Source organism: Streptomyces sp. NPDC002787 (genome assembly GCF_053592095.1).
This window is the reverse complement of sequence record NZ_JBSFVC010000037.1, coordinates 37991-64583: the sequence shown is the minus strand read 5'-3', so window position 1 is coordinate 64583 and position 26593 is coordinate 37991. Positions and strand designations below refer to the sequence as shown.

General features: G+C 71.4%; 20 protein-coding genes and 3 pseudogenes. 8 read left to right on the top strand and 15 right to left on the bottom strand.

Annotated elements, in window-relative coordinates:
• Window positions 1-53: 53 nt before the first annotated feature.
• A complete protein-coding gene (locus ACWD26_RS37345; protein WP_451277016.1) occupies window positions 54-740 on the bottom strand; it encodes a GntR family transcriptional regulator in 687 nt (228 codons plus the stop codon).
• 789 nt (window positions 741-1529) lie between these two features.
• On the opposite strand from ACWD26_RS37345, the gene acnA reads away from it, so the two are divergent.
• The 3 genes and pseudogenes from acnA (at window position 1530) to ACWD26_RS37330 (ending at window position 5341) form a co-directional block, all read left to right on the top strand.
• Window positions 1530-4229 (top strand): aconitate hydratase AcnA, encoded by a 2700-nt coding sequence (gene acnA / locus ACWD26_RS37340; RefSeq protein WP_451277014.1) that lies wholly within the window; start codon window positions 1530-1532, stop codon window positions 4227-4229.
• 30 nt (window positions 4230-4259) lie between these two features.
• Window positions 4260-4477 (top strand): annotated as a pseudogene (locus ACWD26_RS37335) (malonic semialdehyde reductase); the annotation flags it as partial.
• Between the two features lie 156 nt (window positions 4478-4633).
• Complete coding sequence (locus tag ACWD26_RS37330; RefSeq protein WP_451277042.1) at window positions 4634-5341, top strand: hypothetical protein; 708 nt, start codon at window positions 4634-4636, stop codon at window positions 5339-5341.
• A gap of 9 nt (window positions 5342-5350) precedes the next feature.
• Here the strand turns inward: ACWD26_RS37330 and ACWD26_RS37325 are convergent.
• A pseudogene (locus tag ACWD26_RS37325) lies at window positions 5351-5761 on the bottom strand (transposase); the annotation flags it as partial.
• 388 nt (window positions 5762-6149) lie between these two features.
• On the opposite strand from ACWD26_RS37325, the gene ACWD26_RS37320 reads away from it, so the two are divergent.
• Window positions 6150-8195, top strand: coding sequence for a phosphocholine-specific phospholipase C (locus ACWD26_RS37320; RefSeq protein ID WP_451277012.1), 2046 nt, complete (start codon window positions 6150-6152; stop codon window positions 8193-8195).
• Between the two features lie 224 nt (window positions 8196-8419).
• Here ACWD26_RS37320 and ACWD26_RS37315 read toward each other — a convergent pair whose 3' ends face one another.
• Together ACWD26_RS37315 and ACWD26_RS37310 are read right to left on the bottom strand one after the other, a co-directional pair.
• Window positions 8420-9388: a hypothetical protein gene (locus tag ACWD26_RS37315; protein WP_451277010.1), complete on the bottom strand. Its 969-nt coding sequence runs from the start codon at window positions 9386-9388 to the stop codon at window positions 8420-8422.
• Entirely contained in the window at window positions 9385-10185 is an 801-nt protein-coding gene (locus ACWD26_RS37310) for a phosphatase PAP2 family protein (protein WP_451277008.1), read from the bottom strand. The genes ACWD26_RS37315 and ACWD26_RS37310 overlap by 4 nt, the downstream gene beginning before the upstream one ends.
• 230 nt (window positions 10186-10415) lie before the next feature.
• Between ACWD26_RS37310 and ACWD26_RS37305 the strand changes: the two genes are divergently transcribed.
• Window positions 10416-11030: a TetR/AcrR family transcriptional regulator C-terminal ligand-binding domain-containing protein gene (locus ACWD26_RS37305; protein ID WP_451277006.1), complete on the top strand. Its 615-nt coding sequence runs from the start codon at window positions 10416-10418 to the stop codon at window positions 11028-11030.
• A gap of 178 nt (window positions 11031-11208) precedes the next feature.
• On the opposite strand, the gene ACWD26_RS37300 is transcribed toward ACWD26_RS37305, so the two are convergent.
• Both ACWD26_RS37300 and ACWD26_RS37295 read right to left on the bottom strand, forming a co-directional pair.
• Entirely contained in the window at window positions 11209-12234 is a 1026-nt protein-coding gene (locus ACWD26_RS37300; RefSeq protein ID WP_451277004.1) for a DUF2510 domain-containing protein, read from the bottom strand.
• Between the two features lie 245 nt (window positions 12235-12479).
• Window positions 12480-12752: pseudogene (locus tag ACWD26_RS37295) on the bottom strand (MFS transporter); the annotation flags it as partial.
• A 221-nt stretch (window positions 12753-12973) separates the two neighbouring features.
• On the opposite strand from ACWD26_RS37295, the gene ACWD26_RS37290 reads away from it, so the two are divergent.
• Window positions 12974-15646: an ATP-binding protein gene (locus ACWD26_RS37290; protein WP_451277002.1), complete on the top strand. Its 2673-nt coding sequence runs from the start codon at window positions 12974-12976 to the stop codon at window positions 15644-15646.
• Between the two features lie 15 nt (window positions 15647-15661).
• Here the strand turns inward: ACWD26_RS37290 and pcaDC are convergent, their stop codons facing one another.
• From pcaDC to ACWD26_RS37255, 7 genes are all read right to left on the bottom strand, one after another.
• Window positions 15662-16789, bottom strand: coding sequence for a bifunctional 3-oxoadipate enol-lactonase/4-carboxymuconolactone decarboxylase PcaDC (pcaDC, locus tag ACWD26_RS37285; protein WP_451277000.1), 1128 nt, complete (start codon window positions 16787-16789; stop codon window positions 15662-15664).
• Window positions 16786-18117: a 3-carboxy-cis,cis-muconate cycloisomerase gene (pcaB, locus tag ACWD26_RS37280; RefSeq protein ID WP_451276998.1), complete on the bottom strand. Its 1332-nt coding sequence runs from the start codon at window positions 18115-18117 to the stop codon at window positions 16786-16788. The genes pcaDC and pcaB overlap by 4 nt, the downstream gene beginning before the upstream one ends.
• On the bottom strand, window positions 18114-18719 hold the full coding sequence (gene pcaG / locus ACWD26_RS37275) for a protocatechuate 3,4-dioxygenase subunit alpha (protein ID WP_451276997.1): 606 nt from the start codon (window positions 18717-18719) through the stop codon (window positions 18114-18116). Before pcaG ends, pcaB begins: the two co-directional genes overlap by 4 nt.
• 6 nt (window positions 18720-18725) lie before the next feature.
• On the bottom strand, window positions 18726-19499 hold the full coding sequence (gene pcaH, locus ACWD26_RS37270) for a protocatechuate 3,4-dioxygenase subunit beta (RefSeq protein ID WP_451276995.1): 774 nt from the start codon (window positions 19497-19499) through the stop codon (window positions 18726-18728).
• A 117-nt stretch (window positions 19500-19616) separates the two neighbouring features.
• Window positions 19617-20819, bottom strand: coding sequence for a thiolase family protein (locus tag ACWD26_RS37265; RefSeq protein WP_451277040.1), 1203 nt, complete (start codon window positions 20817-20819; stop codon window positions 19617-19619).
• Between the two features lie 44 nt (window positions 20820-20863).
• Window positions 20864-21511: a CoA transferase subunit B gene (locus ACWD26_RS37260; protein ID WP_451276993.1), complete on the bottom strand. Its 648-nt coding sequence runs from the start codon at window positions 21509-21511 to the stop codon at window positions 20864-20866.
• Entirely contained in the window at window positions 21511-22293 is a 783-nt protein-coding gene (locus ACWD26_RS37255) for a CoA transferase subunit A (protein WP_451276991.1), read from the bottom strand. Before ACWD26_RS37255 ends, ACWD26_RS37260 begins: the two co-directional genes overlap by 1 nt.
• A gap of 233 nt (window positions 22294-22526) precedes the next feature.
• Here ACWD26_RS37255 and ACWD26_RS37250 point away from each other — a divergent pair, with 233 nt between their 5' ends.
• Window positions 22527-22982 (top strand): MarR family winged helix-turn-helix transcriptional regulator, encoded by a 456-nt coding sequence (locus ACWD26_RS37250; RefSeq protein WP_451276989.1) that lies wholly within the window; start codon window positions 22527-22529, stop codon window positions 22980-22982.
• Between the two features lie 48 nt (window positions 22983-23030).
• Here the strand turns inward: ACWD26_RS37250 and ACWD26_RS37245 are convergent, their stop codons facing one another.
• On the bottom strand, window positions 23031-24032 hold the full coding sequence (locus ACWD26_RS37245) for a DUF3048 domain-containing protein (RefSeq protein ID WP_451276987.1): 1002 nt from the start codon (window positions 24030-24032) through the stop codon (window positions 23031-23033).
• Window positions 24033-24218: 186 nt separating this feature from the next.
• Between ACWD26_RS37245 and ACWD26_RS37240 the strand changes: the two genes are divergently transcribed.
• Entirely contained in the window at window positions 24219-25409 is a 1191-nt protein-coding gene (locus ACWD26_RS37240; RefSeq protein WP_451276985.1) for a zinc-dependent alcohol dehydrogenase, read from the top strand.
• A 76-nt stretch (window positions 25410-25485) separates the two neighbouring features.
• On the opposite strand, the gene ACWD26_RS37235 is transcribed toward ACWD26_RS37240, so the two are convergent.
• Window positions 25486-26550: an ATP-dependent DNA ligase gene (locus tag ACWD26_RS37235; protein WP_451276983.1), complete on the bottom strand. Its 1065-nt coding sequence runs from the start codon at window positions 26548-26550 to the stop codon at window positions 25486-25488.
• Between the last annotated feature and the right edge of the window lie 43 nt (window positions 26551-26593).

Here is a 26593-nt window from a genome sequence, read left to right as displayed (position 1 = left end):
CCGCGACGTGCGTCGGATTCCGGTGAGGGTCGGCATGGCCCGGCGTCGAAAGGTCAGGTCCCGTCGGCCGAGTCGCGGTGGCCGAGCCGCCACACCGCTGTCGCTCCGAGGCTGGTGTCGATGTGCTTGCGCATGATCTCCGCCGCGCCGGCGCTGTCTCCCAGGGCGACGCATTCGACGAGTGCGGCATGCTCCTTGGCCTTCTGGTCCCGGGCGTCCTGGCCCGGGTCCGTACGGAGCGCCAGAAGGCGATAGCGGTCGGCCTTGTCCCAGAGCCCCTCGAGCGTCCCGATCAGCAGGTCGTTGTGGGACGCCGTGTAGATCGCGGCGTGGAAGCGGCGGTGTGCCACCAGCTGCGCCACGCTCGGGTGGGGATGCAGCGGGGCCAGGCCCTCCGCCGCGGCGCGGATGGCCCGGATGTCGGCGTTGGTGCGCCGTTCGGCGGCCAGCGAGGCGGCCAAGGGGTCCAGGGACCGCCGGATCTCCAGCAGATCGCGCGCCTCCTCGGCCCGCAACGGTGAGACCCGGGCGTCCCGGTGGGCGTCCAGCTCGACCAGCCCCTCGCTCTTGAGGCGGCGCAGCGCCTCACGCAGCGGCGTGGTGCTGATGCCGATGAAGCTCGCGAGTTCCCGTTGCTGGATCACCGAGCCGGGCTCCAGCTCCCCGGAGAGGATCCGGTCGCGGACCTGACGGTAGGCGAAGTCGCTCTTCGTCTCGAAAGCCTCAACCGGCTGCGACATGCGGTCCCCTCTGAGAATCGATGGTTATAACCTAGCGAGTCGTTGGTGAGTACGCCAGTGAGCATCCTCCTTCGCAGCGTGTACGGTTCTGCCGCCAGGTTGACGTCATAGGTTATAACCGTCACTGTTTGCGGCGACTCGACTGAGGCGCACGTCTGGTCTCTTCAAGGGAGGAAGAGCATGACCGCTACCCCCCCGCAGCACCACGCCGGATGCGGGCCGGGCCGTCGGCACCCGGCACCAGGACGAGACGCTGACCCGCGCCGCACGGATCGTCGAGGACGGCGTTGCCTCGACCCGCGGGCACCGGACCGACCGACCGCACACGGTGGCCGTCGTCCACGCGACCCGGGCATCGGTCGGACCTGCGGAATCCGCCCTCGCCGAGGGCTACCCCGAGGCATCGGTGTGGAACCTGCTGGACGACCGCCTCACCAGTGACGCGGAGGCGGCCGGCGAGCTCACGCCCGCCCTGTTCGACAGGATGCTTTCCCTGATCGGTCATGCCGCCCACGGCGGTGCCGACGCGGTGCTGCTGTCCTGCTCCCTCTACGGGCCTGGCTCCCGCACGCGCCGGTGTGGAGAACGCGCTCGGTGCGCCGGTCCTGAGTGCTCCGCTGCTCGCCGCCCGCGCCCTGCGTCGGCGGGCCACAGCGGGGGCCGGCGCTCCGCAGGGAGACCCGCGATGACCGGCCGACCGTGGCCCGACCGCTTCACCGGCGCCGGTCACCTCCTGTTCGTACTTTCCTTCCCCGGGGCCCCCGACCCGTCCGCCGCGGAGGCATTCTGATGGGCCGTAACCACCTGGCGGGATCCGGGCTCGACGCGCTGGGCACCCGGGCGCGCCTCGACGTCGCCGGCCAGTCACTCTCGTACCACCGCATCGACGGGCTGGCCCCCGCCGACCTCCCCGTCAGTCTGCGGATCCTGCTGGAGAACGTGGCGCGCTTCCACGACGGCACGAGCCGGGGCGACGACCAGGTGCAGGCGATCCTGGCGCGCGGGGCCTCGGGGACACCGGTCGACCTGTACGCCTCGCGTGTCTTCCTGCATGACACCAACGGGGTACCCGCGGTCGTCGACCTCGCCGCCATGCGCGACGCCATGACCGCCCTCGGAGGCGACCCCGGGCTGGTCAATCCCGTCATCGCGTCCGAACTCGTCGTCGACCACTCGGTCATCGCCGATGTCTTCGGCCGCTCCGACGCGCAGACTCGCAACGTAGAACTGGAGTACGCCCGCAACGGCGAGCGGTACCGCTTCCTCAAATGGGGACAGCAGTCGCTCAAGAAGTTCGCGGTCGTCCCCCCGGGCAACGGAATCATGCACCAGGTGAATGTGGAGCACCTCGCCCGTGTGGTGATGGTCGAGGACGGCCTCGCGTTCCCGGACGTGTGTCTCGGCACGGACTCGCACACCACCATGGTCAACGGGCTCGGCGTCCTCGGCTGGGGCATCGGCGGGATCGAGGCCGAGGCCGCGATGCTCGGCCAGTCCATGTCCGCCCTCGTCCCGGACGTCGTCGGCGTACGTCTGACCGGCGAACTGCCCGCCGGAGCCACGGCCACCGACCTGGTGCTGACCATCACCGAACGCCTGCGGGCGTACGGAGTCATCGGCAAGTTCGTCGAGTTCCACGGCACGGGCGTCACGGCGCTGCCGGTCGCCGACCGCGTCACCATCGCGAACATGAGCCCCGAGTTCGGCTCGACCTGCGCGCTGTTCCCCGTCGACGACGAGACCCTGCGCTATCTGCGGTTCATCGGGCGCTCCGAGGCCCATGTCGCGCTGGTCGAGGCGTACGCCAAGGAGCAGGGCCTGTGGCACCACCCCGGCGGTCCGCCCCGGTTCACCGACACGGTCGACCTCGATCTGTCCACGGTCGTTCCCTCGCTCGCCGGGCCCTCCCGCCCCGAGGACCGCGTCCCGCTGGACCAGGCCAAGTCCCGCTTCCGTACGGCTGTCGCGTCCCTCCGCGAGCAGAACACCAACGGCGATACGACCGCCACCGCCACCGCCACCACCGCCACCGTCGTCATCGACGGCACCGCGCACGAGCTGCGCGACGGAGCGGTGGCGATCGCCGCCATCACCTCCTGCACCAACACCTCCAATCCGGCGGTCATGGTGGGCGCCGGGCTGCTCGCCAGGAACGCCGTCCGGGCGGGACTGCGCAGCAGGCCCTGGGTCAAGACCACCCTGAGCCCCGGCTCACGGGTCGTCATGGACTACTACCGGCGGGCCGGCCTCATCCCGGATCTGGAGGCCCTCGGCTTCCACCTGGCCGGGTTCGGCTGCATGACCTGCATCGGAGCCTCCGGCCCGCTCATCGGCCCGGTGTCCGAGGCGACAGCCGAGACCGGTCTGACGGTCGCGTCCGTGCTCTCCGGCAACCGCAACTTCGAGGGTCGCATCCAGCCGGAGGTGGCCATGAACTACCTGGCGTCCCCACCCTTGGTCATCGCCTACGCCCTCACCGGCACCATGGACATCGACCTGCGCACCGAACCCCTCGGCCACGACTCGCAGGGCGATCCTGTCTTCCTGCGCGACATCTGGCCCGACCCGGCGGAGATCGAGGCCGTGATGGCCGAGAGCATCGACGCGGCGATGTTCACCGACGCCTACGGACACGTCTTCGACGGTGACCGGCGTTGGCAGGACATCAGCGTGCCCGCGACCGAGGGCTTCGCCTGGGACGAGGACTCCACCTACATCCGCCGCCCGCCCTACCTCGACGGTATGACCAGGGAACCGGAGGCCGTCAAGGACATCACCGGGGCACGGGTGCTGGTCAAACTCGGCGATCAGGTCACCACCGACCACATCTCGCCGGCCGGCGCCATCACCGCTTCCAGCGCGGCGGCCCGATACCTCGCCGGGCTCGGCGTATCGGGAGGGGACCTCAACACGTACGCATCCAGGCGCGGTAACCACCAGGTGATGATGCGGGGCGCGTTCGCCAACGTCAGGCTCCGCAACCAGGTCGCCCCCGGCACCCGTGGCGGCCGGACCCTCAACTTCCTTGAGGACGGCCGCGAGAGCACGATCCACGACACGGCGGCCGCCTACCGTGAGGCCGGCATCCCCATGGTCGTCGTGGCAGGCCGGGACTACGGCGGCGGGTCCTCGCGGGACTGGGCCGCCAAGGGGCCCGCGCTGCTGGGGGTCCGGGCGGTGATCGCGCGGTCCTTCGAACGCATCCACCGGTCGAACCTCATCGCCATGGGCGTCCTGCCGCTCGAACTCGTCGACGGCGGCCCCCAGGACCTGGCTCCCGCCGGTGCCGAGACGATCACCGTCCACGGGCTGCAGACCCTCAACGCCGGACAGGTCCCGTCCACGGTCCGCGTCCTCTCCGACGGCCGCGAGTTCACCGCCCGGGTCCGCCTGGACACCCCCCGTGAGGCCGACTACTTCCGCCACGGCGGGGTCATGCCCTATGTCCTTCGCGGTCTGCTCGCCGACACAGCCGAAACCGACCAGTGAGGTGTGCCGATGGACCACCTGCCCACCCCGATGGACGCCGCCCTGCAGGCCGCCTACTTCATCATCGGAGTGCGCGCCGCCGGGCTCGACGCCGGCCCGATGACCGGCGTCGACCTCGCGGGCATCCAGAAGGAGTTCCTGGACGATGACCACACCCCGCTGATGGTCGTCAACATCGGCAAGCCGGGCGAGGACGCCTGGTTCCCGCGCGCCCCGCGCCTGGATACGACCAGGTCGTCACCACGGTGTGGAAGCCCCTCGCGTGTCAGCGGCTCCTGGCTGTGCGTGCGACGACTCGGCCGGCCGGTCCCGTCGGGTGTCCAGGGCCGAATCGTTCCTGGGGCTTCATCGTGGCGATGGCGTACTTCAGTCGTGGTACGCAGGCCGCGTGCGAGGATGCTGCTGTGCTGGATGCGATCGACGCGGTGGACTGGGGGTCCATACCGGGCCATCCCCACTGGTATGAACCGGACCGTGCCGCCCATGGTCTACGTGCCCTGGCCGAGGCGGCGAACCTGGTACAGGCGGCGGAGGCCGGCTCGCTGCTCGGCGGCGGTGGAATCGTTCATGGTCACAGTGCCGCTGTGTTCCCAGCCGCTGTGGTGGCGGCCCCGCTGCTTTTGGACATTGCCCAGAAGGGTCACCCGGCGGCAAAGGGCACCGCGTTGGGCCTGCTTGATGAGGCTCTGTCGTGCTATCCGCATGCCGGGTACACGCGGGCAGTGGCTGCTGACGGCACCGCGGTTCCCATCTGTTGTGCCATCGCACACCATCTGCGAGATCGCACCGATTTCCTGGTCGGGCTGGGCAAGAGGGGCAAGTCATTGCTGGCCGATGCGGCCCCGCACTGGCGCTTCGAGATCCGCGAGTGCGTCGCCGACTGCGGCGGCACGGCAGCCTTCGGCATCTTGGCCGGCTGTCTCCCCGACGGCGTGCATGCGGCGGAAATGCATCTCGCCGGCACCATCACCGTGCTGAGCGAACTCACCCTCGAATACCCACCCGCGGAGGGCTCTGCCGAAGCATGCCTGCGGGTGAACGCTCTGCATCCGGGCGAACTGCCGCCAGGAGCCACGCTGTTTCCGGCGGAGTGCGGGGATCGCGTGCACTGACTGGCTCCAGTACGTGTCGTCGCGTATCTCCCAGCGGATCCGCAGGCGGCGGAACCAGTGCAGGTGGGCGAACGCGCGCTCCACGCCCCGGCGTTGGCTGCCCAGGCCGGAGCCGTGCTCGGTGTCCCGCCGGGCGATCAGCGGCTCCACGCCGAGATCCCGGACCAGGCGGCGGTACTTGTCGTGGTCGTCACCGCGGTCGCCCAGTACTGCGTCCGGGCGGCGCCTGGGCCGGCCACGCTCGCCCCGCACCGGCGGCACGGCTTCCAGCAGTGGGATCAACTGGGTGACGTCGTTGCGGTTGCCGCCGGTCACGGTGACGGCGAGCGGGAAGCCGGTGGCGTCGGTGACCAGGTGATGTTCACTGCCCGTTCTGCCCCGGTCCACGGGTTTTCGTCCGGTCTTGGAGCCCCTTTTGATCGGTGCCGTCGGCGCGGGCCACGTGGCAGGCGATGGCCGCGGTGATCCGGTGCCCGTGCTCGGCCGCCCGTGGCGATCCGGACGCAGCACCACGGTCCGGCTACCGGAGCCGAGTCGGCTGTAACTGCTGGTGGCGTAGCGGCCGGTGAGGTCTCCGAGCCGACCTCCATCGGCGCCAGAAAGGTCTGCGGAACGGCCGTCCTGGAGGCCCTCGTTTGTCTGGTCCCGAGTGGAGACAGGCGTCCCTCACCCGGCGCTGTTCGCACGGCGGACCCCCGCCCGTCATACCCGCGCCACGGACCCTTCCCCGGCATTCGTTCCTCTTGGACCATTCCTTTCGCACAGGTCACATCCGACGCACCACGTCAGGACAAGAGGTCATCCACCCATGCCTGAAGTCAACCGGCGGCGATTCCTCCAAGTCGCGGGCGCCACAACGGCGTTCAGCGCACTGTCGGCCAGCATCCAGCGGGCCGCGGCGCTTCCCGCACACCACGGTTCCGGCACGATCGAGGACGTCGAGCACATCGTCGTCCTCATGCAGGAGAACCGGTCCTTCGACCACTACTTCGGCGCGTTGCGAGGGGTACGGGGCTTCGGCGACCCGCACCCGGTGACGCTGGACAACGGCAGATCGGTGTGGCACCAGTCGGACGGCACGAAGGACGTACTGCCGTTCCACCCCGAGGCCGACGACCTCGGCATGCAGTTCCTGGAGGGCCTGCCGCACAGCTGGCCGGACGGGCACGCCGCCTACAACGGCGGCAAGTACGACAAGTGGGTGCCGGCCAAGGGCACCACGACGATGGCGTACCTGACCCGCGAGGACATCCCGTTCCACTACGCCCTCGCCGACACGTTCACCGTCTGCGACGCGTACTACTGCTCGTTCATCGGCTCGACCGACCCGAACCGCTACTACATGTGGTCCGGGTACACGGGCAACGACGGCAAGGGCGGCGGACCCGTCCTCGGCAACGACGAGCTCGGCTACGACTGGACGACCTACCCCGAGCGCCTCGAAGCGGCCGGGATCTCCTGGAAGATCTACCAGGACATCGGCGACGGCCTGGACGCGGCCGGCTCGTGGGGCTGGATACAGGACGCCTACCGGGGCAACTACGGCGACAACTCGCTGCTCTACTTCAACAAGTACCGCAACGCCAAGCCCGGCGACCCGTGGTACGACAAGGCCCGCACCGGTACGAACGCGAAGGCCGGCGACGGCTACTTCGACCTGCTGAAGGCCGACGTCAAGGCGGGCAAGCTGCCGCAGATCTCGTGGATCGCCGCGCCCGAGGCGTTCTCCGAGCACTCCAACTGGCCCTCGAACTACGGCGCCTGGTACATCTCGCAGGTCCTCGACGCGCTGACCTCCAACCCGGCCGTCTGGGCGAAGACCGCGCTGTTCATCACATACGACGAGAACGACGGCTTCTTCGACCACCTCGTGCCGCCGCTGCCGCCGCGCGACGCGTCCCACGGCAAGTCCACGGTGGATGTGTCACCGGACCTCTACGAGGGTGACGCCAACCGTGTCGCCGGCCCCTACGGTCTCGGCCCGCGCGTACCGATGCTGGTCGTCTCGCCCTGGAGCAAGGGCGGTTACGTCTGCTCGGAGACGTTCGACCACACCTCGATCGTGCGGTTCATGGAGCGCCGGTTCGGGGTGAAGGAGCCGAACATCTCACCGTGGCGGCGTGCCATCTGCGGTGACCTGACCTCCGCGTTCGACTTCTCCCGCAAGGACAGCCGGCCCGCCGCGCTGCCGGGCACCGACGAGTACGAGCCGCAGGACCGCGAACGGCACCCCGACTACAAGCCGGCCGTGCCGGCGGACCCGAGCATGCCGAGGCAGGAACGGGGGTTGCGTCCGGCGCGGCCGCTCAAGTACGCGCCCAGGGTGGACGGTTCGGCGAACGCGGGAGCCGGGACCTTCACCCTGACGTTCGCCTCCGGCGGCAAGGCCGGTGCGGCGTTCCTGGTCACGTCCGGCAACCGTACGGACGGGCCGTGGACGTACACCACCGGAGCGGGCAGGACCGTGTCGGACACGTGGGACTCCGCGTCCTCGGGAGGCTCGTACGACCTGACGGTGCACGGTCCGAACGGTTTCCTGCGGGTCTTCAAGGGACCGGGGAGGACGGGTGGGCCGGAGGTCACCGCGCGGCACGTCGGGGAGGACGTGGAGCTGACCTTCACCAACAAGGGCTCCGGCACGGTGAGTCTGAAGGTCGAGAGTGCGTACGGCGGCCGGGCCCGTACGGTCAGGGTGCGGGCCGGGGCGACCGTCCGACAGGTCGTGGACCTGCGGGCGAGCCGGCGCTGGTACGACCTGACCGTCACCGCCGACGGGGGGTTCCTCCGGAGGTTCGCCGGACACGTGGAGAACGGGCGGGCCGGGGTGAGTGATCCGGCGCTGGGGTGGCGGTAAGGACGCCCGAGAGCCGTAGAGCCGTAGAGCCATAGAGCCGTAGAGCCATGGAGCCGTAGAGCCCGAGAGTCCGGGGGAGCTGTGGTCGGGCGGCCGCGGGCCGTACGTGGCTGATCGCGCGGTTCCCCCGCGCCCCTTGGGGCCTACAGCCTCAAGGGGCGCCGAGGGGCGCCGAAGGGGGGCCGGCACCGTGTCAGTGCCGGTAGTCGCCGATCCCCCCGGCTTCAGAGGGGAGTGAGGTGTCCCGCCGCCGGTGGCCGCGGCCGGCGGGGGAGCAGGGACGGTTCTGCCGGGGCGTCGTGGGGTTCCAGGGCCAGGACGGCCGCCACCGGGTGGTCCTCGTCCACCAAGGCGTGCTCCGGTGGCCGGTGCTCGACCGGTGTCACCCGGGTCAGCAGCACCACACCCCGCGCCGCCACCGCCGCTCCCGCCACGGCCAGCAGGACCCCCGCGACACCGCCCCGAAGGCCCTCGCCGAGGAGGGAGACGCCGATCACGGCGGCGGCCAGGGGGTTGGTGAGGGTCACGACCGCGAGGGGCGCGCCCAGGCCCCTGCGGTAGGCCGTCTGGGACAGGAGGAGCCCGCCGACGGCGAACGCGGCGACCAGGAGGGTCACGCCGACGACCTGGACGCTGAGGAGGGACCCCGAGCGGTCGGTCGCGGCGACCGTCACCGTCTGGGTGAGCGCGGAGGCGACGCCCGAGGCCATGCCGGAGGCGGTGGCGTGGCGCAGCCCGGGCTTGCTGCCGGGACGGGAGAGAAACCCGATCAGGGCGGCGGTGGCACCGGCCACGGCGAGCGCCTCCGGCACGCTGAGCACATCGTCAGGGGCGGGCCCCGAGGCGACGACCAGGATCGCGGCGAGGCCCGCGAGCGTGAGTGCGGTGCCCCGCCACTCCGTCGCGGTGACCCGCCGCCCGGCCACCCGCGCCCCGAGCGGCACCGCGGCCACGAGGGTGAGCGCGCCGAGGGGCTGCACGACGGTGAGGGGGCCGTACTTGAGGGCCACGACGTGCAGCAGCGCGGCGCCGGCGTTCAGCGCGACCGAGCTCCACCAGGCGCCGGTGGCCAGCATCCGCCGTACGCCCGTGCCGGCGCTGCGGGAGGCGAGCCGCTCCTGGGCCACGGCGGCGGCCGCGTAGGCGGCGGCGGAGACCAGGGAGAGGGCGACGGCGACGAGGGTGGCGTTCATCGGCCCGCTCCGACCAGGACGGGCTCCTCGGCCGGTGCGAGGGTCTTGGAGCGCTGCCCGGCGGTCGTGACCGTCCGGTGCGGGAGCTGGATGACGGCCAGGGCGACGGCCAGCAGGGTGCCCGCCACGATCGCGTCCAGCCAGTAGTGGTTCGCCGTGCCGACGATCACCAGCAGAGTCACCAGCGGGTGCAGCAGCCAGAGCAGGCGCCACCGGGAGCGGGTCGCGGCGATCAGACCGATCGCGACCATCAGGGCCCAGCCGAAGTGCAGCGAGGGCATCGCCGCGAACTGGTTCGCCATGGAGTCGGTCGCCGGGGTCGCCGAGTAGACCGTCGGCCCGTACGCCTGCCCGGTGTCGACGAGGCCCGCGGTGTCCAGCATCCGTGGCGGGGCGAGCGGAAAGGCGAGGTGCAGCAACAGGGCGGCGGCGGTGAGGGCGGCGAGGACACGGCGCGCCCAGACGTAGTGCGCCGGGCGCCGCAGATAGAGCCAGACCAGGAAGGCCGCGGTGGCCGGGAAGTGGACGGTCGCGTAGTAGACGTTCGCGGTGTGGACCAGCGTGTCGCTGTGCAGCAGCGCGGCCTGCACGGAGCCCTCGCCCGGCAGACCCAGGGCGCGCTCCCGGTCCCACACGTCCTGGGCGTTGCGGAAGGCCTCGGCGGTATGGCCGTTGGCCAGCGCCCGGCCGAACTTGTAGACGAGGAAGAGCCCTGCGACGAGCAGGAACTCACGGACGAGGGGCGGCCGCGATACGGCGGCGGCCGGCTCTTCCGCAGGCTCGGTGCGGCATTCCATCCCCGGCCCTTTCGCTGACGGCGCCGGTGGCGCTGGTTCCCATGGAGGTACTGGCGATCAATACGCAGACGTACCGATACGAGGTAGTACCGATACGTGAGTGTACCGATACGCCCTCGTACCGAAACGGGTGGGTATCGATACGTCACTGTACCGATACGGAGGCGTTCCGGTACAGTGGCGTTTCGACAGGCCTTTCGGCATGGGGACGACCGAAGGAGACACGAGTCATGACGTCGCAGGCAGCGGACGGGCCGGAGACGGCAGTCGCCTCGCGCCGCTCCAAGCTCACGCCCGAGCGCGAGCAGGAGTTCTTCGACGCCGTACTCGAACAGATCCGTGAGTGCGGTTACGACTCGGTGACCATGGAAGGCGTCGCCACCAGCACGCGGTGCAGCAAGTCGACGCTCTACCGGCAGTGGAAGACCAAGCCGCAGTTCGTGGCGGCGGCGCTGCGCGCCCGCCGCAGCGTCCGCTTCGCCGGGATCGACACCGGCACGCTCGCCGGTGACCTGCGCGAAGTGGCCCGGCGGGCCGGCGAGGGCTACGTTCTTGAGGGTCGGCTGTTCCAGGCCCTCGGCCACGCCGTCGTCCAGGACGAGGAACTGCTGGCGGCCCTGCGGGACGCGCTGGTCGAGCCGGAGATCGACGCGCTCAGGGCGTTGGTCGACCGCGCGGTGGCCCGGGGCGAAGTCCCCGCGGACCACCCGGCGCTGGAGTTCATCCCGGCGCAGATCTTCGGCGTCCTGCGGGCCCGCCCGGTCCTGGAGGGGCAGGACGCGGACGAGACGTACATCACCAAGTTCATGGAGGCGGCCGTGCTCCCGACGCTCGGCCTCGCGTGAGACTCAGGCCGCCGTCCGTCAACTGACCGGACGACGACCTGGTCGCGCCGCACCGTGGGGACGGGGGCGGCGCGCAACCCCGGCCGGGTGGGGTTCCTCTGGAGCGGAGAGGAACCCCGCCCGGCCGGCTTTTCCGGTCTGTTCCGGCAGGTGCGAGGGTCGTCCGGGGCGTGCGGAGTCACACGTCCTGACCGCTGCCGCCCCCGCTGATCGGCGCCTCCTTGATGCCCTTGGTGATCGTGTCGATGACCGACTGTCCGGGCGCCTCGTCGCTGACGTCGATACCGAAGCGGACCACGACGAGCTGCGAGGAGTCGGCCGGGGACGGGAAGGCCAGCGACTCGACATAACCGTCGTCGCCCTTGCCCGTGATCACCTTCCAGCGGACGTAGTAGCCCTTCTCGCCGGCCACGGTCACCGCCTTGGAGGCCAGCTCCTCGTGCGAGGTGATCTTTCCGTAGCCCTCGCTGCCGTAGGCGTCCTCGGCGTTCTTGGAGATGTCCTCCTTCGCCGCCGCCTCCGCCGTGGTCGCCTTCAGCTCCAGCAGCTCGGCGGGCATCGAGTACGCGCCGCCGCGCGTGCACGTCTTCGAGGGGTCGGCCGGGCACTCGTACGACGCCTCCGTCGTCACCTGTGCGCCGATCCGCAGGGGTGAGGTGACCCAGCCGTCGGGCACCGGGATGCTGATGCCGCTGGCCGCGTCGGTGGCGTACCCCTCCTCCTGCGGCGGCAGCGCGGACTCGCCGGGCGCCGGGCTCTGGCCGCCGGAACCACCCGATCCACCGGACCCACCGGATCCACCCGACCCGCCCCGGCCGCCGTCGGCACCGCCCTGGCCGTTCTGCCCGCCGGGGCCCTGGGATGTCGTACTGCCGCCGCTGCCGCCGTCGTTGCTGGTCAGGGCGTACACGCCGACCCCGATGCTGGCCAGGACCGCCGCCGCCACGGCGACGGCTATCCCGGTGCGCAGGCCGCGCTTCGGAGCGGCGACCGGGTACCCCGGGTACCCGGGGTGGGCCCCGGGCCCCGGCGGATACGGTGCGGCGCCCGGCGGATAGGCCGGCGGACCGAACCCCGTGGGGGCCGAACCGGCGGGGCGGACCTGGTCCGTCCACGCCTTGCCGTCCCACCAGCGCTCGGTGGCGGGCGCGTCACTTGTCTGCCCGGGGTCGGGGTACCAGCCGGGAGGAGTCACCTGCGTCATGGGGCAACCGTATGAGGCCGGAGTGAAAACCGGATGAGAGGGGACCGGTATTGGCGTGTTCGCCGCCTGATTTCCCCGGCGGCCACCCGGGAACCGCCCCCCGGACGGCTCCACGACGACCAGCCGCACCGGCGACCGCACCGCACCCCCCCCGCGCGGGCAACCCCCGGCGTGCTCAGCGGCTCGGTGCCCGGGAGGCCCTGTGCGGTCGGAAAGTCCAGCACCGTGAACGCGTACGTCTCCTTCGCGGCGCCCAACAGCCCCGGCGCCACCGTCAACGACCGCCACGACCCGTACAGCCCCCGTCGGCCCGGTGGCGCGAACTCCGTCATCACTGACACCGCGCCCCCGAACGCCCCGTCCGTGGACAGATCTTGGAGCATCCGGAGGAAGGTCAGCAGCCAAGGGGGGCGAGGGCACCGATCCCCGGCGCCCGATCCGGTCACCGAGCCGCCCGAACGACGCGGCGCCCACCGGCCGAAGAAGAACGCCGGCGCGAACGAGGTGTACGTCCTCATGGACCGGCCGACGCCGGAAACCGGAAAACCGGCCTCGAAGCACGGGCAGTTGACTGTCCATCACCTTCAACTCCACAGGTGGGCGGCCGGATGCGTCGCCCGTCGGCCGCCCGATGTCACCCGACACGGCAATAGGTGCCCGGACCAGCCTCCACTTCGGCAGCCGTGGGGCTACGCTCAATGACCGGTACATCATTCGGGCGACCTGGGGAGGTAGCGGGATGACGGAGGCACGGCCCGATGCGGCGGCCTCGGCCTCCCTGTGGGAGCGCGACGCGGAGATCACCGCCATCACGGAGGCGATCGACGAACTGCGCGTCGACAAGGCATCCCCGGGCAGCGTCCTGGTCTTCAGCGGCGAGGCGGGCGTCGGCAAGACCGCCCTCCTCACCGAGGCCCGCCGTATCGCCGAGGAACGCGGCTGCACCGCATGGTACGCACGCGGCGGCGAGACCGTCACCTCCGTTCCCTTCAACGTCGTACGGCAGTTGCTGCAGCCCGCGCTCCTCGGTCTGATGGAGGAGGAGACCCGCGAGTACCTGGGCGACTGGTACGACATCGCAGGACCCGCCCTCGGACTCGCGGAACCAGGCGAGGGCCAGGCCGACCCGCAGGGCGTGTGCGACGGAATCGTCGCCGCGGTGAACCGGCTCGTGCGCCGCGCCTGGCCGCTCGTCCTGCTGATCGACGACGTCCACTGGGCCGACCAGGAGACCCTGCACTGGCTGTCCGCCCTGACCGACCGCCTGAGCGAGATGTGCGTACTGGTCGTGCTGGCCCGCCGCCCCGGCGAGGCCACAGGCGAGCGGGCCCGCCACCTCACCCAGATCGCCGCCAAGGCCCGCCCGGTCTCCACGCTCCGCGCGCTCACCCCCGAGGCCACCGCCGGGCTCACCCGGGCCACGGTCGGCCGGCACGCCGACGACCCGTTCTGCCGCGAGGTGTGGGCGGTGACCGGTGGCAACGCCTACAACACCGTCGAACTCCTCGCCAAGGTGAGGGACAGCGCGATGGACCCGGTCGAGGACCGGGCCGCCGAACTGCGCGACCTGAACCGCTCGGCACGCGGCACCGGACTCGTCGCCCGCCTCGAAGACCTCGGTGTCGAGGCCACCCGCTTCGCCTGGGCGGCGGCCATCCTCCACACCGGCATCACCGTGGACCTCGTCGCCCGCCTCGCCCGCCTGGACCGGGACAAGGCCGTGCTCTGCGCCGAGCTGCTGACCGCGGCCCGAATCCTCACCCAGCCCGATCCGGCCAACCGTCAGGCCGACGACGGGGACCTGGAGTTCGTGCACCCGCTGATCGCCACCGCCGTCTACGACTCGATCCCGCCCGGTATCCGCACCGCGTTCCACGGCGTCGCCGCGACGGCCGTCACCGAATCCGGACGCGGTGCCGCCGCGGCCTCCCGCCACCTCATCGAAGTGCACCCGGACGGCGAGGCCGATCTGGTCGAGCAGTTGCGGGCCGCCGCGACCGAACACCTCGCCGTGGGCGCCCCCGAAGCCGCCCGCCGCTGTCTGGAGCGGGCCCTGAAGGAGCCGCCGCTGCCGGACGTCCGGGCCCGCGTCCTGTACGAACTGGGCTGCGCCACCCTCCTCACCTCACCCGCCACCACCGTCGACCACCTCCGCTCGGCGCTCGCCGAACCGGGCCTCAGCAGCGCCGAGCGAATCAACGCGGTCTTCCGCCTCTCCCAGGTACTCATCCACGACAACCAGCCGGACGAGGCCGTCCGCACGGTCGACGCGGAACTCGCCCGGCAGGAACCGGGCCCCGCCCGGATGCGGCTCCAGGCCGTGCGCTACATGTGGGACACCATCCACGTGGGCGAGGAGCTCCCGCCGGCGCATTCCCAGGAGCTCGCCGCCCTCACGGCGAGCTGCACGGGCAGGGACAACTCCGAACGCGCCCTGCTCATCCTGCGCGGCTACGACGCCATGACACGGGGCGAGAACGCCGAGGAGGTCGTCGAGTTCTGCGACCGCGCCCTCGTCAACGGCCGCCTCGCGCCCGGGCTCGGCTGGACCGACACCGAGTGGGGCATCGAACTGCTGCTGTTGCTGGCCGTCGCGTACGCCTACGCGGACCGGCTCGACCGGGCGGAGGGCCTGTGCACGGAGGCCCTGCGCACCTACGAGTGCGCCGGGTGGAGCGGCGGCCACCTCGCGCTGGCCCACGCCCATGTCGGGCTCGTCCACCGTATGCGGGGCCGGCTCAAGGACGCGGAGGCCTCGCTGCGCAAGTCGCTGGCGCTCGCCGAGCGGGTCGGCCGCGGACTGCCCCTGTACTGGAGCGCGACCTGCAACCTCGTCGACACGCTGCTCGTGCGCGGGCACGTCGAGGAGGCCTGGGAGGTGGCCGAGCAGTACAACTTCGCGCCGCCGTACCCGTCCACCATCGTGATGCCCGAACCCCGCTCCGTACGGGGACGGCTGCTGCTCGCGGTGGGCCGGACCAAGGAAGGCATCAACGAACTGGAGGCGGCCGAGAAGGCGACGGCCGCCCGATGCCACCACAACCCGGTCTCCGCCACCTGGGGCGGCGCCCTCGCCCGTGCCCTCGCCACCGAGGACCCGCGCCGTGCCGCCGAACTCGCCGCCACGCTCCGCCGCCGCGCCGAACGCTTCGGCACGGACACCGCCATCGGTGAGGCCCTCCGTGTCGAGGCCCACCTCGCCACCGGCAAACAGGCCGCCTCCCTGTACGCCAAGGCGGTCACGTTCCTGGCGGCCTCACCCGCCGCCTACGAGCACGCCGCGGCCCGCGTCGAATACGGCATCGCCACCCGCTCGACCTCCGAACTGACCCGGGGCCTGACCCTGGCCGAATCCTGCGGCGCGGACGGCCTGGTCCGGCAGGCGCGGGAGGCACTCGCCCGGATCGGCTAGGGCTTCGGCCGGGTGTCAGCCCTGCTGCTCGTCCTCCTCGGCGAGCACCCGCTGGGCGCTGGCGAACGCGGAGTTGGCCGCGGGGACACCGCAGTACACGGCGGTCTGCAGGAGTACGGCGCCGATCTCCTCCGGGGTGAGGCCGTTGCGGCGGGCCGCCCGGACGTGCATGGCCAGCTCGTCGTAGTGGCCGTGGGCGATCAGCGCCGTCAGCGTGATCATGCTGCGTTCGCGGCGGGACAGCGTCGGGTCGGTCCAGATCTCTCCCCAGGCGTAGCGGGAGATGAAGTCCTGGAAGCGGGCGGTGAAAGGCGTCTGGCGGGACTGGGCGCGGTCCACGTGTGTGTCGCCGAGGACCTGGCGGCGCACCTCCATACCGCGCTTGGCGTATCCGTCGAAGTGCCCGCGCAGCGCGGCCAGTACGGCCTCCGGACGCTCGGCGGGAGCGAGATGGGACGCGCCGGGGATTTCCGTGAGCGACGACCCCGGCACCGCGTCCGCGATCTCCCGCAGATGCGCGGGCGGTGTCGCCGGGTCCTGGCGGCCGGCGACGAGGAGCGTGGGCACGGAGATCTTCGGGAGGTCCCCGCGGATGTCGAACGCGCCGAGCGCGTCGCAGCAGGCGGCGTACGCCTCCGGGTCGGCGTTCCGGTGGTCGTCGACCAGCTCGGGGACGGTGAAACCGGAGGTGAACCAACGGGAGTCGGCCGTCGAGGCGAGGCCGCCCAGGCCCTCCCGGCGCACCAGCTCCGCCCGCTCCCGCCACGGCTTGGCACCGTTGAAGTGGGCCGAGGAGCAGATCACGGCGAGGGAGGAGACCCGCTCCGGGTGGTGCGCGGCGAGCCGCAGACCGACCGCGCCGCCGAGTGACACACCCGCGTACGCGAACCGCTCGACACCCAGTGAGTCCGCCAGGGCCAGCACGAGTCCGGCCAGGTCGGCGACCGTCGCACCCGGGCCGATCAGGTCGGCGGGGGAGTCGCCGTGCCCCGGCAGGTCCCAGCGGATGACCCGGTGGGTGATCGACAGCTCGGGGGCCACCTTGTCCCACAACTTGGTGGAGGTGCCGAGGGAGGGGCCGAGCAGCAGCGGGGGAGCGGAAGTCGGGCCCTCCGCACGGTGGTTGAGCAGCTTGTCGGTCAACGTCGCTCCAGGGCACGGTCGGTGAGGGCTCCGGCGGAGCCGGTGTAGCGGGCCGGATCGGTGAGGTCCGCGAGGTCGATGTCCTTCAACTCCGGCTCCTGTGCGAGCAGTTCGCCCAGCGGCCGCCCCTCGGTATAGACCCGCCTGGCGGCCTGGGTGAGCAGTTCCTTGGCGCGGGCCCGTCCGAGCACCGGCGCCAGCTCGGCGGCGATCCGCTCGGACACGATCAACCCATGGGTGAGGTCCAGGTGCCGGCGCATGGTGCCGGCGTCCACCCGGAGTTCCCGCGTGAGCTCCACCGCCTCCCGGGCGGCGCCCCCGACCAGCCGCAGCAGGTCGCGCAACGGCTCCCACTCGCCGTGCCAGGCCCCGGCCGGCCGCTCGTCCTCGGCGGCCAGCGCCCCGTACAACGTCGCCGCCAGCTGGGGCGCCCGCCGGGCCGCCGCCGCGATCAGCGTGGACCGCACGGGGTTCGCCTTGTGCGGCATCGCCGACGAACCGCCTCCACTGCCCTCGGCGACCTCCGCGATCTCCGTACGGGCCAGGGTGAGGACGTCCACCGCGATCTTCCCCAGGGCGCCCGCGGCGAAGGCCAGTGCTCCGGCGAGATCCGCGATCGGGGTGCGCAGGGTGTGCCAGGGCAACGCGGGTTCACACAGGCCGAGTTCGCGGGCGTAGGCCGCGCTCAGCGCGCGGGTGTCGGTCGCCCCGAAGACGGTGAAGGCCGCCAACGTGCCCGCAGCGCCCCCGAGTTGCGCGGGCAGACTCGCCCGTACAACCGCGAGCCGGTCCCTGGCGTCGAGGACGAGCGAGCGCCAGCCCGCCGCCTTCAGGCCGAAGGTGGTGGGCACCGCGTGCTGGGTGAGTGTCCGCCCGGGCATCGGGGTGTCCCGGTGCGCGGCGGCGAGCGCGGCCAGCGCGGACTCCGTACCGCCGAGGTCGGCCAGCACGAGGTCGAGGGTGCGTGCGGCGATCAGCATCGTCGCCGTGTCCATGATGTCCTGGCTGGTGGCGCCCCGGTGGACGTACGGGCCGTACTCCGTGCCGACCGCCTTCGTGAGGTCGGCGACCAGCGGGATCACCGGGTTCCCGCCACCGCGGGCGCGCTCCGTGAGCGAGCGCACGTCGAAGCCGGCGGCGTCCGCGGCCGAGGTCACCGCGGCCCCGGCCGCCGCGGGGACAAGCCCCAGCGCGGCCTGGGCGCGGGTCAGCGCGGCCTCGGCGTCGAGGAGCGCCTGGAGGTAGGCGGTGTCGCTCGTCGAGGCCGCTGCCGGGGAACCGGCCCACCCGGGGGCGAGCAGACCGGTGTCGGCGTCAGCAGAAGTCACTGGAACTCCAGGAAGACCGTCTCGCCTTCGCCCTGAAGGCGGATGTCGAAACGGTAGGTGCCGTTGCCCTGGTCCTCGGCGATCAGCGTGCCCCGGCGCGCCTCGTGCACCTGGGCCAGCAGCGGGTCGGAGGCCAGCGCGGCCTCGTCGCCCGGCAGATAGATCCGGGTGTACAGATGGACCAGCAGACCGCGCGCGAAGACGCACACGCTGAGGTACGGCGCGTTCCTCCCGCGCGCCCCGGGCCGCAGCGTACGCGCGGTCCAGTGCCCGTTGGCGTCGGTCTGGACGCGGCCCCAGCCGGTGAACTCCACGCCGTTGCGGCCCAGGAAGCCGCCGCTCGCCGGGTCGCGCCGCATGGAGCCGTCGACCTGGGAGACGTTGCCGTCCGGGTCCGGGCCCCACAGTTCGAGGAAGGCGTCCGGCAGCGGGTTGCCCTCGCCGTCGAGGATGTAGCCCTGCAGCGAGACGGTGTCCGGGTGGCCGACCGGGGCGATGTCGCCGCCGCCGGGGAAGGGCAGGGCGTGGCCGTAGAAGGGGCCCACCGTGTGGGACGGGGTCGGGAGGACCGTCTCGGGACGGCTTGTGTCGATCTTCGTCATGGCAGGTCAGCGCCCTTCTTCGATCCAGGTGGCCTGCGGCCCGTCGAGCACGATGTCCCAGTGGTAGCCCATCGAGAACTCCGGCACCGACAGGTTGTGGTCGTAGGTGGCGACCAGCCGCTGCCGGGCCGCGTCGTCCGTCACCGACTGGATGATCGGGTCGTACGGGAACAGCGGGTCGTTCGGGAAGTACATCTGTGTCACGAGCCGCTGGGTGAACGCCGAGCCGAAGAGCGAGAAGTGGATGTGGGCCGGCCGCCAGGCGTTGAGGTGCTGGCGCCACGGGTACGGGCCCGGCTGGATCGTCGTGAAGTGGTAGTGCCCGTCGCCGTCGGTCAGCGTGCGGCCGACGCCCGTGAAGTTCGGGTCCAGCGGGGCGTCGTGCTGCTCGCGCTGGTGGGCGTAGCGGCCGGCCGAGTTGGACTGCCAGATCTCCACCAGCTGGCCGCGCAGCGGGCGCCCGTCGCGGTCGAGCAGCCGGCCGGAGACGGTGATGCGCTCACCGATCGGCTCGCCGTTGTGCTGCCGGGTCAGGTCGTTGTCGATCTCGGTGATGTCCCGCTCGCCGAAGGCGGGGGAGGACAGTTCCACCAGCTCCGGGTCCTTGGAGACGTCGATGGAGATCGGCGGCTGCTTCGGGTGCCGCAGCACCGAGGACCGGTACGGGGCGTAGTCCCGGCGCGGCTGGTGCTCGACGGGGGCACCGTCGGCGACCCGCTTCTCGTAGGCGGCGTGCTCGGCCGCGATTTCCTGGTCGATGTCCGCTTGGGTGAGAGTCATGGGGGTTCCTGAAGTTTTTTTGTCGGTCTCGTCGAAGTCAGGGCTCGGATCGCGCCCCCTAAGGGGCGCGGGGAACTGCGCGACCAGCCACAGACGGCCTGCGGTCACGAACGGTGCTCAACGTTCCAGGACGAGGGCGACTCCCTGTCCCACCCCGATGCACAGCGTGGCGACGCCGACACCGCTGCCCTTGCGGGCCAACTGGTGGGCGACCGTGCCGGCGAGCCGGGCACCCGACGCACCCAGCGGATGGCCAAGAGCGATCGCACCACCTTGCGGGTTGAGGATCGCCGGATCGAACTCGGGCCACTCGGCGACACAGCCGAGCACCTGCGCGGCGAACGCCTCGTTCAGCTCCAGGACCGACAGATCACCAAATCCCTTGCCCGCCTTGGCCAGCGCACGCGTAACCGCTTCGACGGGGGCGAGTCCGAAGTAGTGCGGGTCGATCGCGGAGACCCCGGACGCCGACACGCGGGCGAGCGGCTCGCGACCGGTGGCCGCCAGGCCCTCCTCGTCCACCAGCAGCAGGGCGGCGGCACCGTCGTTGAGCGGTGAGGCGTTGCCGGCGGTGACCGTCCCGTCGGCCATGCGGAACGACGGCTTCAGCTTCGCCGTCGCGGCGAGTGAGGCGTCGGCCCGTACGCACTCGTCGGCGCCGAAGACGACCGGGTCGCCCTTGCGCTGCGGAAGGGAGACGGGCGCGATCTCGCCGTCGAACAGACCCCCGGCCTGCGCCGCGGCGGCCTTGCGGTGGGAGGAGAGGGCGAACTCGTCCTGCTGCTCCCGGCTGATCTTGTGCTTGTCGGCGATGAGCTCGGCCGACTCGCCCAGCGGGATGGTCCACTGCGGGGCCATCCTCGGGTTGACCATGCGCCAGCCGAGTGTGGTCGAGTACAGCTCGGTGTGCCCGGCGGGGAAGGGCCTCTCGCTCTTGGGCAGCACGTACGGGGCGCGGGTCATGGACTCGACACCGCCGGCGACGGCGATCGAGGCGTCGCCGAGGGCGATGGCGCGGGCCGCCTGGATCACGGCCTCCAGGCCGGAGGCGCACAGGCGGTTGACCGTGACGCCCGGAACGGAGGTGGGCAGACCGGCCAGCAGCGCGGCCATGCGGCCGACGTTGCGGTTCTCCTCGCCGGCGCCGTTGGCGTTGCCGAAGTACACGTCCTCGATCCGTGCCGGGTCGAGGTCGGGCGTACGGGCGAGCAGCTCACGGATGGCGTGCGCGGCCAGGTCGTCGGGGCGCACGCCCGCCAGGGAGCCGTTGTAGCGGCCGATCGGGGTGCGGACCGCGTCGACGATGTAGACGTCCTTCAAGCCGTCCCTCATACCGTTGCTCGGACCGTTGCTCGGACCGTTGCTCATGACTGGATCTCCTCGGGGATGCGCACCTTGGCTGCGGTCTTCGCGACGATCTCCTCGACGGTGACACCGGGCGCGGTCTCCACCAGCACCAGGCCCTCGTCGGTCACGTCGAGCACGCCCAGGTCGGTGATGATCCGGTTCACGCACGCCTTGCCGGTCAGTGGCAGCGCGCACTCCGAGAGGATCTTCGCCGAGCCGTCCTTGGCGGTGTGGGTCATGACCACGATGACCGTACGGGCGCCGTGGACCAGGTCCATGGCACCGCCGATACCGGTGATCATCTTGCCGGGGATGGCCCAGTTGGCCAGGTCGCCGCCGGCGGAGACCTGCATCGCGCCGAGGACGGCGACGTCGATGTGGCCGCCGCGGATCATCGAGAACGACAGTGCCGAGTCGAAGTACGAGGCCCCGGGCAGGACCGTGACGGTCTCCTTGCCCGCGTTGATCAGATCGGGGTCGACCTGGTCGTCGGTCGGGTAGGGGCCGGTGCCCAAGATTCCGTTCTCCGACTCCAGGATCACCTCGACGTCGGCGGGAAGGTAGTTCGGGATCAGTGTCGGCAGACCGATGCCGAGGTTGACGTACTGACCGTCCTCCAGCTCACGTGCGGCTCGGGCGGCCATCTCTTCGCGGGTCCAGGCCATCACTCGCTCACCGCTCCCTCTGCCGCGGAGGCGGAGACCGTCCGCTTCTCGATCTTCTTGTCGGCCGCCTGCTCGGGGGTGAGGGCGATGACCCGCTGGACGAAGATGCCGGGCAGGTGCACGGCGTCCGGGTCGATCTCGCCGGGCTCCACCAGCTCCTCGACCTCGGCGATCGTCACCTTGCCGGCCATCGCGGAGAGGGGGTTGAAGTTGCGGGAGGACTTGTTGAAGACCAGGTTGCCGTGCCGGTCACCCTTGGCCGCCCGCACGAGGGCGTAGTCGGTGCGGATGCCGCGCTCCAGCACGTACTCGACGCCGTCGAACTCCCGGACCTCCTTCGGCGGCGAGGCCAGCGCCACGCCGCCGTTGCCGTCGTAGCGCCAGGGGAGGCCACCCTCGGCGACCTGGGTGCCCACACCGGCCGGGGTGAAGAACGCCGGGATGCCCGCGCCGCCCGCGCGCAGCCGTTCGGCGAGCGTGCCCTGCGGGATCATCTCGACCTCCAGCTCACCGGCGAGGTACTGTCGCGCGAACTCCTTGTTCGCTCCGATGTACGAACCGGTCACCCGGGCGATGCGGCCCGCCGCGAGGAGGACAGCGAGGCCGGACTCCATGGCCCCGCAGTTGTTCGACACCACTCCGAGACCCGAGACCCCGCGCTCGTACAGCGCCTGGATCAGTACGTTCGGCACACCGCTCAGCCCGAATCCGCCGACGGCGAGGGTCGCGCCGTCCGGCACATCGGCCACTGCCTCAAGGGCTGTGGCGACCACCTTGTCCATCCGTGAGGCCCCATCTCGTCCGAGCGCCCGGTGACCGGTTAATCAGGGCACTGAGTATTTCGGTGAAGTTTCCTTCACGCTGCCACTCGTCGGCTCCCTCGTCAAGGGGCGAGGGAACCACGAGGTCACTTGCTTACCTGGTTCTGGACACGTTCCGGTGGGCGGTGGGTATCGTTCAGTGCACGAACGAAATGCCGACCACGTCCGACACCAAGCCGAGCCGAGGAGCGAACATGGCCGCGGTGGACCTCTCCACCCACCCCGGGCACCTGGCCCGACGGCTGCAGCAGGCCCACTACCTGCTGTGGAACGTGATGGTCTCCGAGGAGATCACCTCGCCGCAGTTCGCGGTCCTCAACACGCTCGTCGCCGAGCCGGGGCTCGACCAGCGCACGGTCGGGGAGCGGGTGGGGCTCGACCGGTCCACGATGTCCGAGGTCATCAGCCGGCTCGGGCGGCGGGGGCTCCTCGACAAGGTGCGCGATCCGCAGGACGGGCGACGGTTCCTGCTGCGGCTCACCGACGAGGGGCTGCGCACCCATCGCAAGCTCACGGTGCGGACGGCCCGGATGAACCAGGTGTTCCTGGCGCCGTTGTCGGCGGAGGAGCAGGGGGTCTTCTTCGAGCTGATACGGCGGGTCGCCGACGCGGCGGAGGAGCTGCGCAGCCCTGCGGAGGCGCTCCGCTAGGCGAGCCGTCATCCGGCTGTGGCCACACATCGCGCGGTTCCGTGCCCGTCACGGGGCGCTGGTGTACACCACCCACACCTGGCCCTTCGCGAGGTTCAGCGGTTTGCCGTCCGGCGTGGTGAAGGTCGTGCCGTCCGTGGGCGTCGCGCGCTCCCAGTCGGCCTCGAAGGCCCGGCCGTCCCGCAGGATCTCCGCGCGGCCCGAGCCCACCGTCTCCGTGTAGGGGGTGTTGTTGCCCAGGTAGTCCTGGAACCGCGACTCGCGGATCTTGACGTACTGCACCACCACCGTGGCCGGGGCGACCCGGGTGTCGTCGGTGGTGACCGTGGGGGTGCCGTCCATGGAGACGAGCCAGCGTCGCTGGTCGTCGGACCAGGTGAAGGTGAAGCGGGCCGCCGGGTAACGGATCGTGCGGGAGTCTTCGGGGGTGCCGCCGGCGGGTGCGGGGCCGTAGCGGAAGCCGGTGGTGAGGGCGGCGTCGCCGGGCGGGGAGCCGATCAGTCTCTCGGGGCGCACGTAGAGGTTGTGCGGGGCGGGTTGGTCCTCTCCGCGGAAGTACGCGTCGGTCGCGTCCTTGGGGCTCCGTGCGTGCAGGGGCGCTTGGTCGATGAGGGGGAGCAGCTTGCTCTGGGCGCCGGAGAAGGCGAGGGTCGGCTCGTCGAACTGGCGCAGGAGTTCCAGATCGGATTCGCGGGCGCTGCGCACCGGGCCGACGTCCTCCGGGAACTTCGTCGCGTACACGGCCATCAGACGGCTCAGGCCGCCCTCGACCTGTTCGGCGTAGACGATGTCGGCGGCGTCGAGGCCGGTCTGGGGGCGGGCGGCGCGGACGTTGTCGATCTTGACGGCGAGTACGGAGCCCGCCGGCGCGGTGCTGGTCGGGGTGTCCCGGCGCTCGTTCCCGCGACCGTCGTCGTCCGGTCCGCCGCCCGAGGTGCAGCCCGCCAGCACGATGCCCGCGGTCACGGCGGCCAGCAGTGCCCCCGTCGTCCCACGGCGTCGCCGCCTCCGCGCCTTCACACCCATGCCCACTGTGCCCATCCCGTCCATGTTGCCTTTGATTGTGCGCTTATAAGTCCATAGATGGCCATACCTGATTCTTTCTGACCGTGCGCGTCCTGTTGGACGGGCGGGCTGGGCGGCCGGAGGCGGGCCCCGATCCGGCGGTTCGGGGGTGGGGTGCCGGGTACTCGTGCGCCACCTGCTGGCCGAGGCGACGGACGGAGCGTGGGCGCGATGAAGGCAGTGACATGGCAGGGCAAGCGGGACGTGCGCGTGGAGACCGTGCCCGATCCGGTGCTCCAGGAGCCGACGGACGCGATCATCAGGATCACCTCCAGCGGGCTGTGCGGCTCCGACCTGCACCTGTACGAGGTCCTCACCCCGTTCATGACGCCGGGCGACATCCTCGGCCACGAACCCATGGGCATCGTCGAGGAGGTCGGCGCCGGGGTGCCCGACCTGGCGGCCGGCGACCGGGTCGTCGTACCGTTCCAGATCGCCTGCGGCTCCTGCTGGATGTGTCTGACCGGACTGCCCACCCAGTGCGAGACCACCCAGTGCACCGGCGAGGGCATGGGCGCGGCCCTCTTCGGCTACACCCGGCTGTACGGCGCGGTCCCGGGCGCCCAGGCCGAGTATCTGCGCGTCCCCCAGGCGCAGTTCGGGCCGATCAAGGTCCCGGAGGGCCCGCCCGACGACCGGTTCCTCTATCTCTCCGACGTCCTGCCCACCGCCTGGCAGGCGGTCGAGTACGCGCACGTCCCGCCCGGCGGCAGCGTCGCCGTGCTCGGCCTCGGCCCCATCGGGGACATGGCCTGCCGGGTGGCCCTGCAGCGCGGAGCCGAGCAGGTGATCGGGGTCGACCTGGTGCCCGAGCGGCTGCGCCGGGCGCGCGAACGGGGCGTCGAGACCTTCGACCTCAGGGACTTCGACAGCGAGAAGGACCTGGTCGGCGCGGTCCAGGACCGGACCGCCGGACGCGGCCCCGACTCGGTGATCGACGCCGTCGGCACCGAGGCCCATGGCAGCGCGGCCGCCCGGCTCGCCCAGAACGCGACCGGACTGCTGCCCCGGGCCATCGGCTCACGGCTCACCGAACGCCTCGGCGTGGACCGGCTGGCCGCCCTCTACACGGCCATCGACCTCGTCCGGCGCGGCGGCACGATCTCCCTGTCCGGCGTCTACGGCGGCAAGGTCGACCCGCTGCCCCTGCTCACCATGTTCGACAAGCAGATCCGGCTGCGCATGGGCCAGGCCAACGTCCGCACCTGGACCGACGACATCCTGCCCCTCCTCACCGACGACGACCCCCTCGGCGTCGACTCCTTCGCCACCCACCGGGTGCCGCTCACCGAGGCCGCGCACGCCTACGAGATGTTCCAGCGCAAGGAGGACGGGGCGGTGAAGGTGATCATGGAGCCCTGACTAGGCCTGTATCGCCCTGATCCTGATCATGGAGCCCTGACTAGGCCTGTATCGCCCGGCGACCGGCACCTCGGTCTCAGGCGCCCAGGATCTCCGCCAGGTCGTAGGTCACCGGCTCCTCCAGCTGCGCGTAGGTGCAGCTCTCGGCCGTGCGGTCCGGGCGCCAGCGGCGGAAACGGGCCGTGTGGCGGAAGCGGACGCCGTTCTCCATGTGGTCGTACGCCACCTCGGCGACCCGCTCGGGCCGCAGCGGCACCCAGGAGAAGTCCTTCTTCGCCGACCAGCGGCTCGGCGCGCCCGGCAGCCGTGCCGTGTCGTGCGCCGCCTCCTCGGCCCAGGCCGCCCAGGGGTGCGCCCCGACGTCCTCCATCAGCAGCGGCTCCAACTCCTCCACCAGCTCCGCGCGCCGCCTCATGGGGAACGCGGCGCACACCCCCACGTGCTGCAGGGTGCCCCCGGCGTCGTAGAGGCCCAGCAGCAGTGAGCCGACCACCGGCCCGCTCTTGTGGAGGCGGTAGCCGGCGACCACCACATCGGCCGTGCGCTCGTGCTTGATCTTGAACATGGCCCGCTCGTCCTGCCGGTAGAGCAGGTTGAGCGGCTTGGCGATCACGCCGTCCAGGCCCGCTCCCTCGTACTGGTCGAACCACTGCTCGGCCAGCTCACGGTCCGTGGTCGCCGGGGCGAGATGGACGGGGGCGGTGACCTCGGACAGGGCCAGTTCGAGGAGCGCGCGCCGATCGGTGAGCGGGACGGCGAGCAGTGACTCGTCGTTCAGGGCGAGCATGTCGAAGGCCACGAAGGACGCCGGGGTCGTCTCGGCCAGCATCCGGACGCGGGAGTCCGCCGGATGGATGCGCTCGGTCAGGGCGTCGAAGTCCAGCCGCCCCTCCCGGACGATCACGACCTCGCCGTCCATCACACAGCGGTCCGGCAACCGCTCCCGCAGAGCCTGCGCCAGCTCGGGGAAGTACCTGGTCAGCGTCTTCCCGGTCCGGCTGCCGATCTCCACCTCGTGCCCGTCGCGGAACACGATCGCCCGGAACCCGTCCCACTTGGCCTCGTAGTGCATGCCCGGCGGGATCGTCGCCACGGACTTGGCGAGCATCGGTTTCACGGGCGGCATCACCGGGAGCTCCATGCTCCGATTCTGCGATCGTGATTCCACTGCCGCGCGGTGAGAT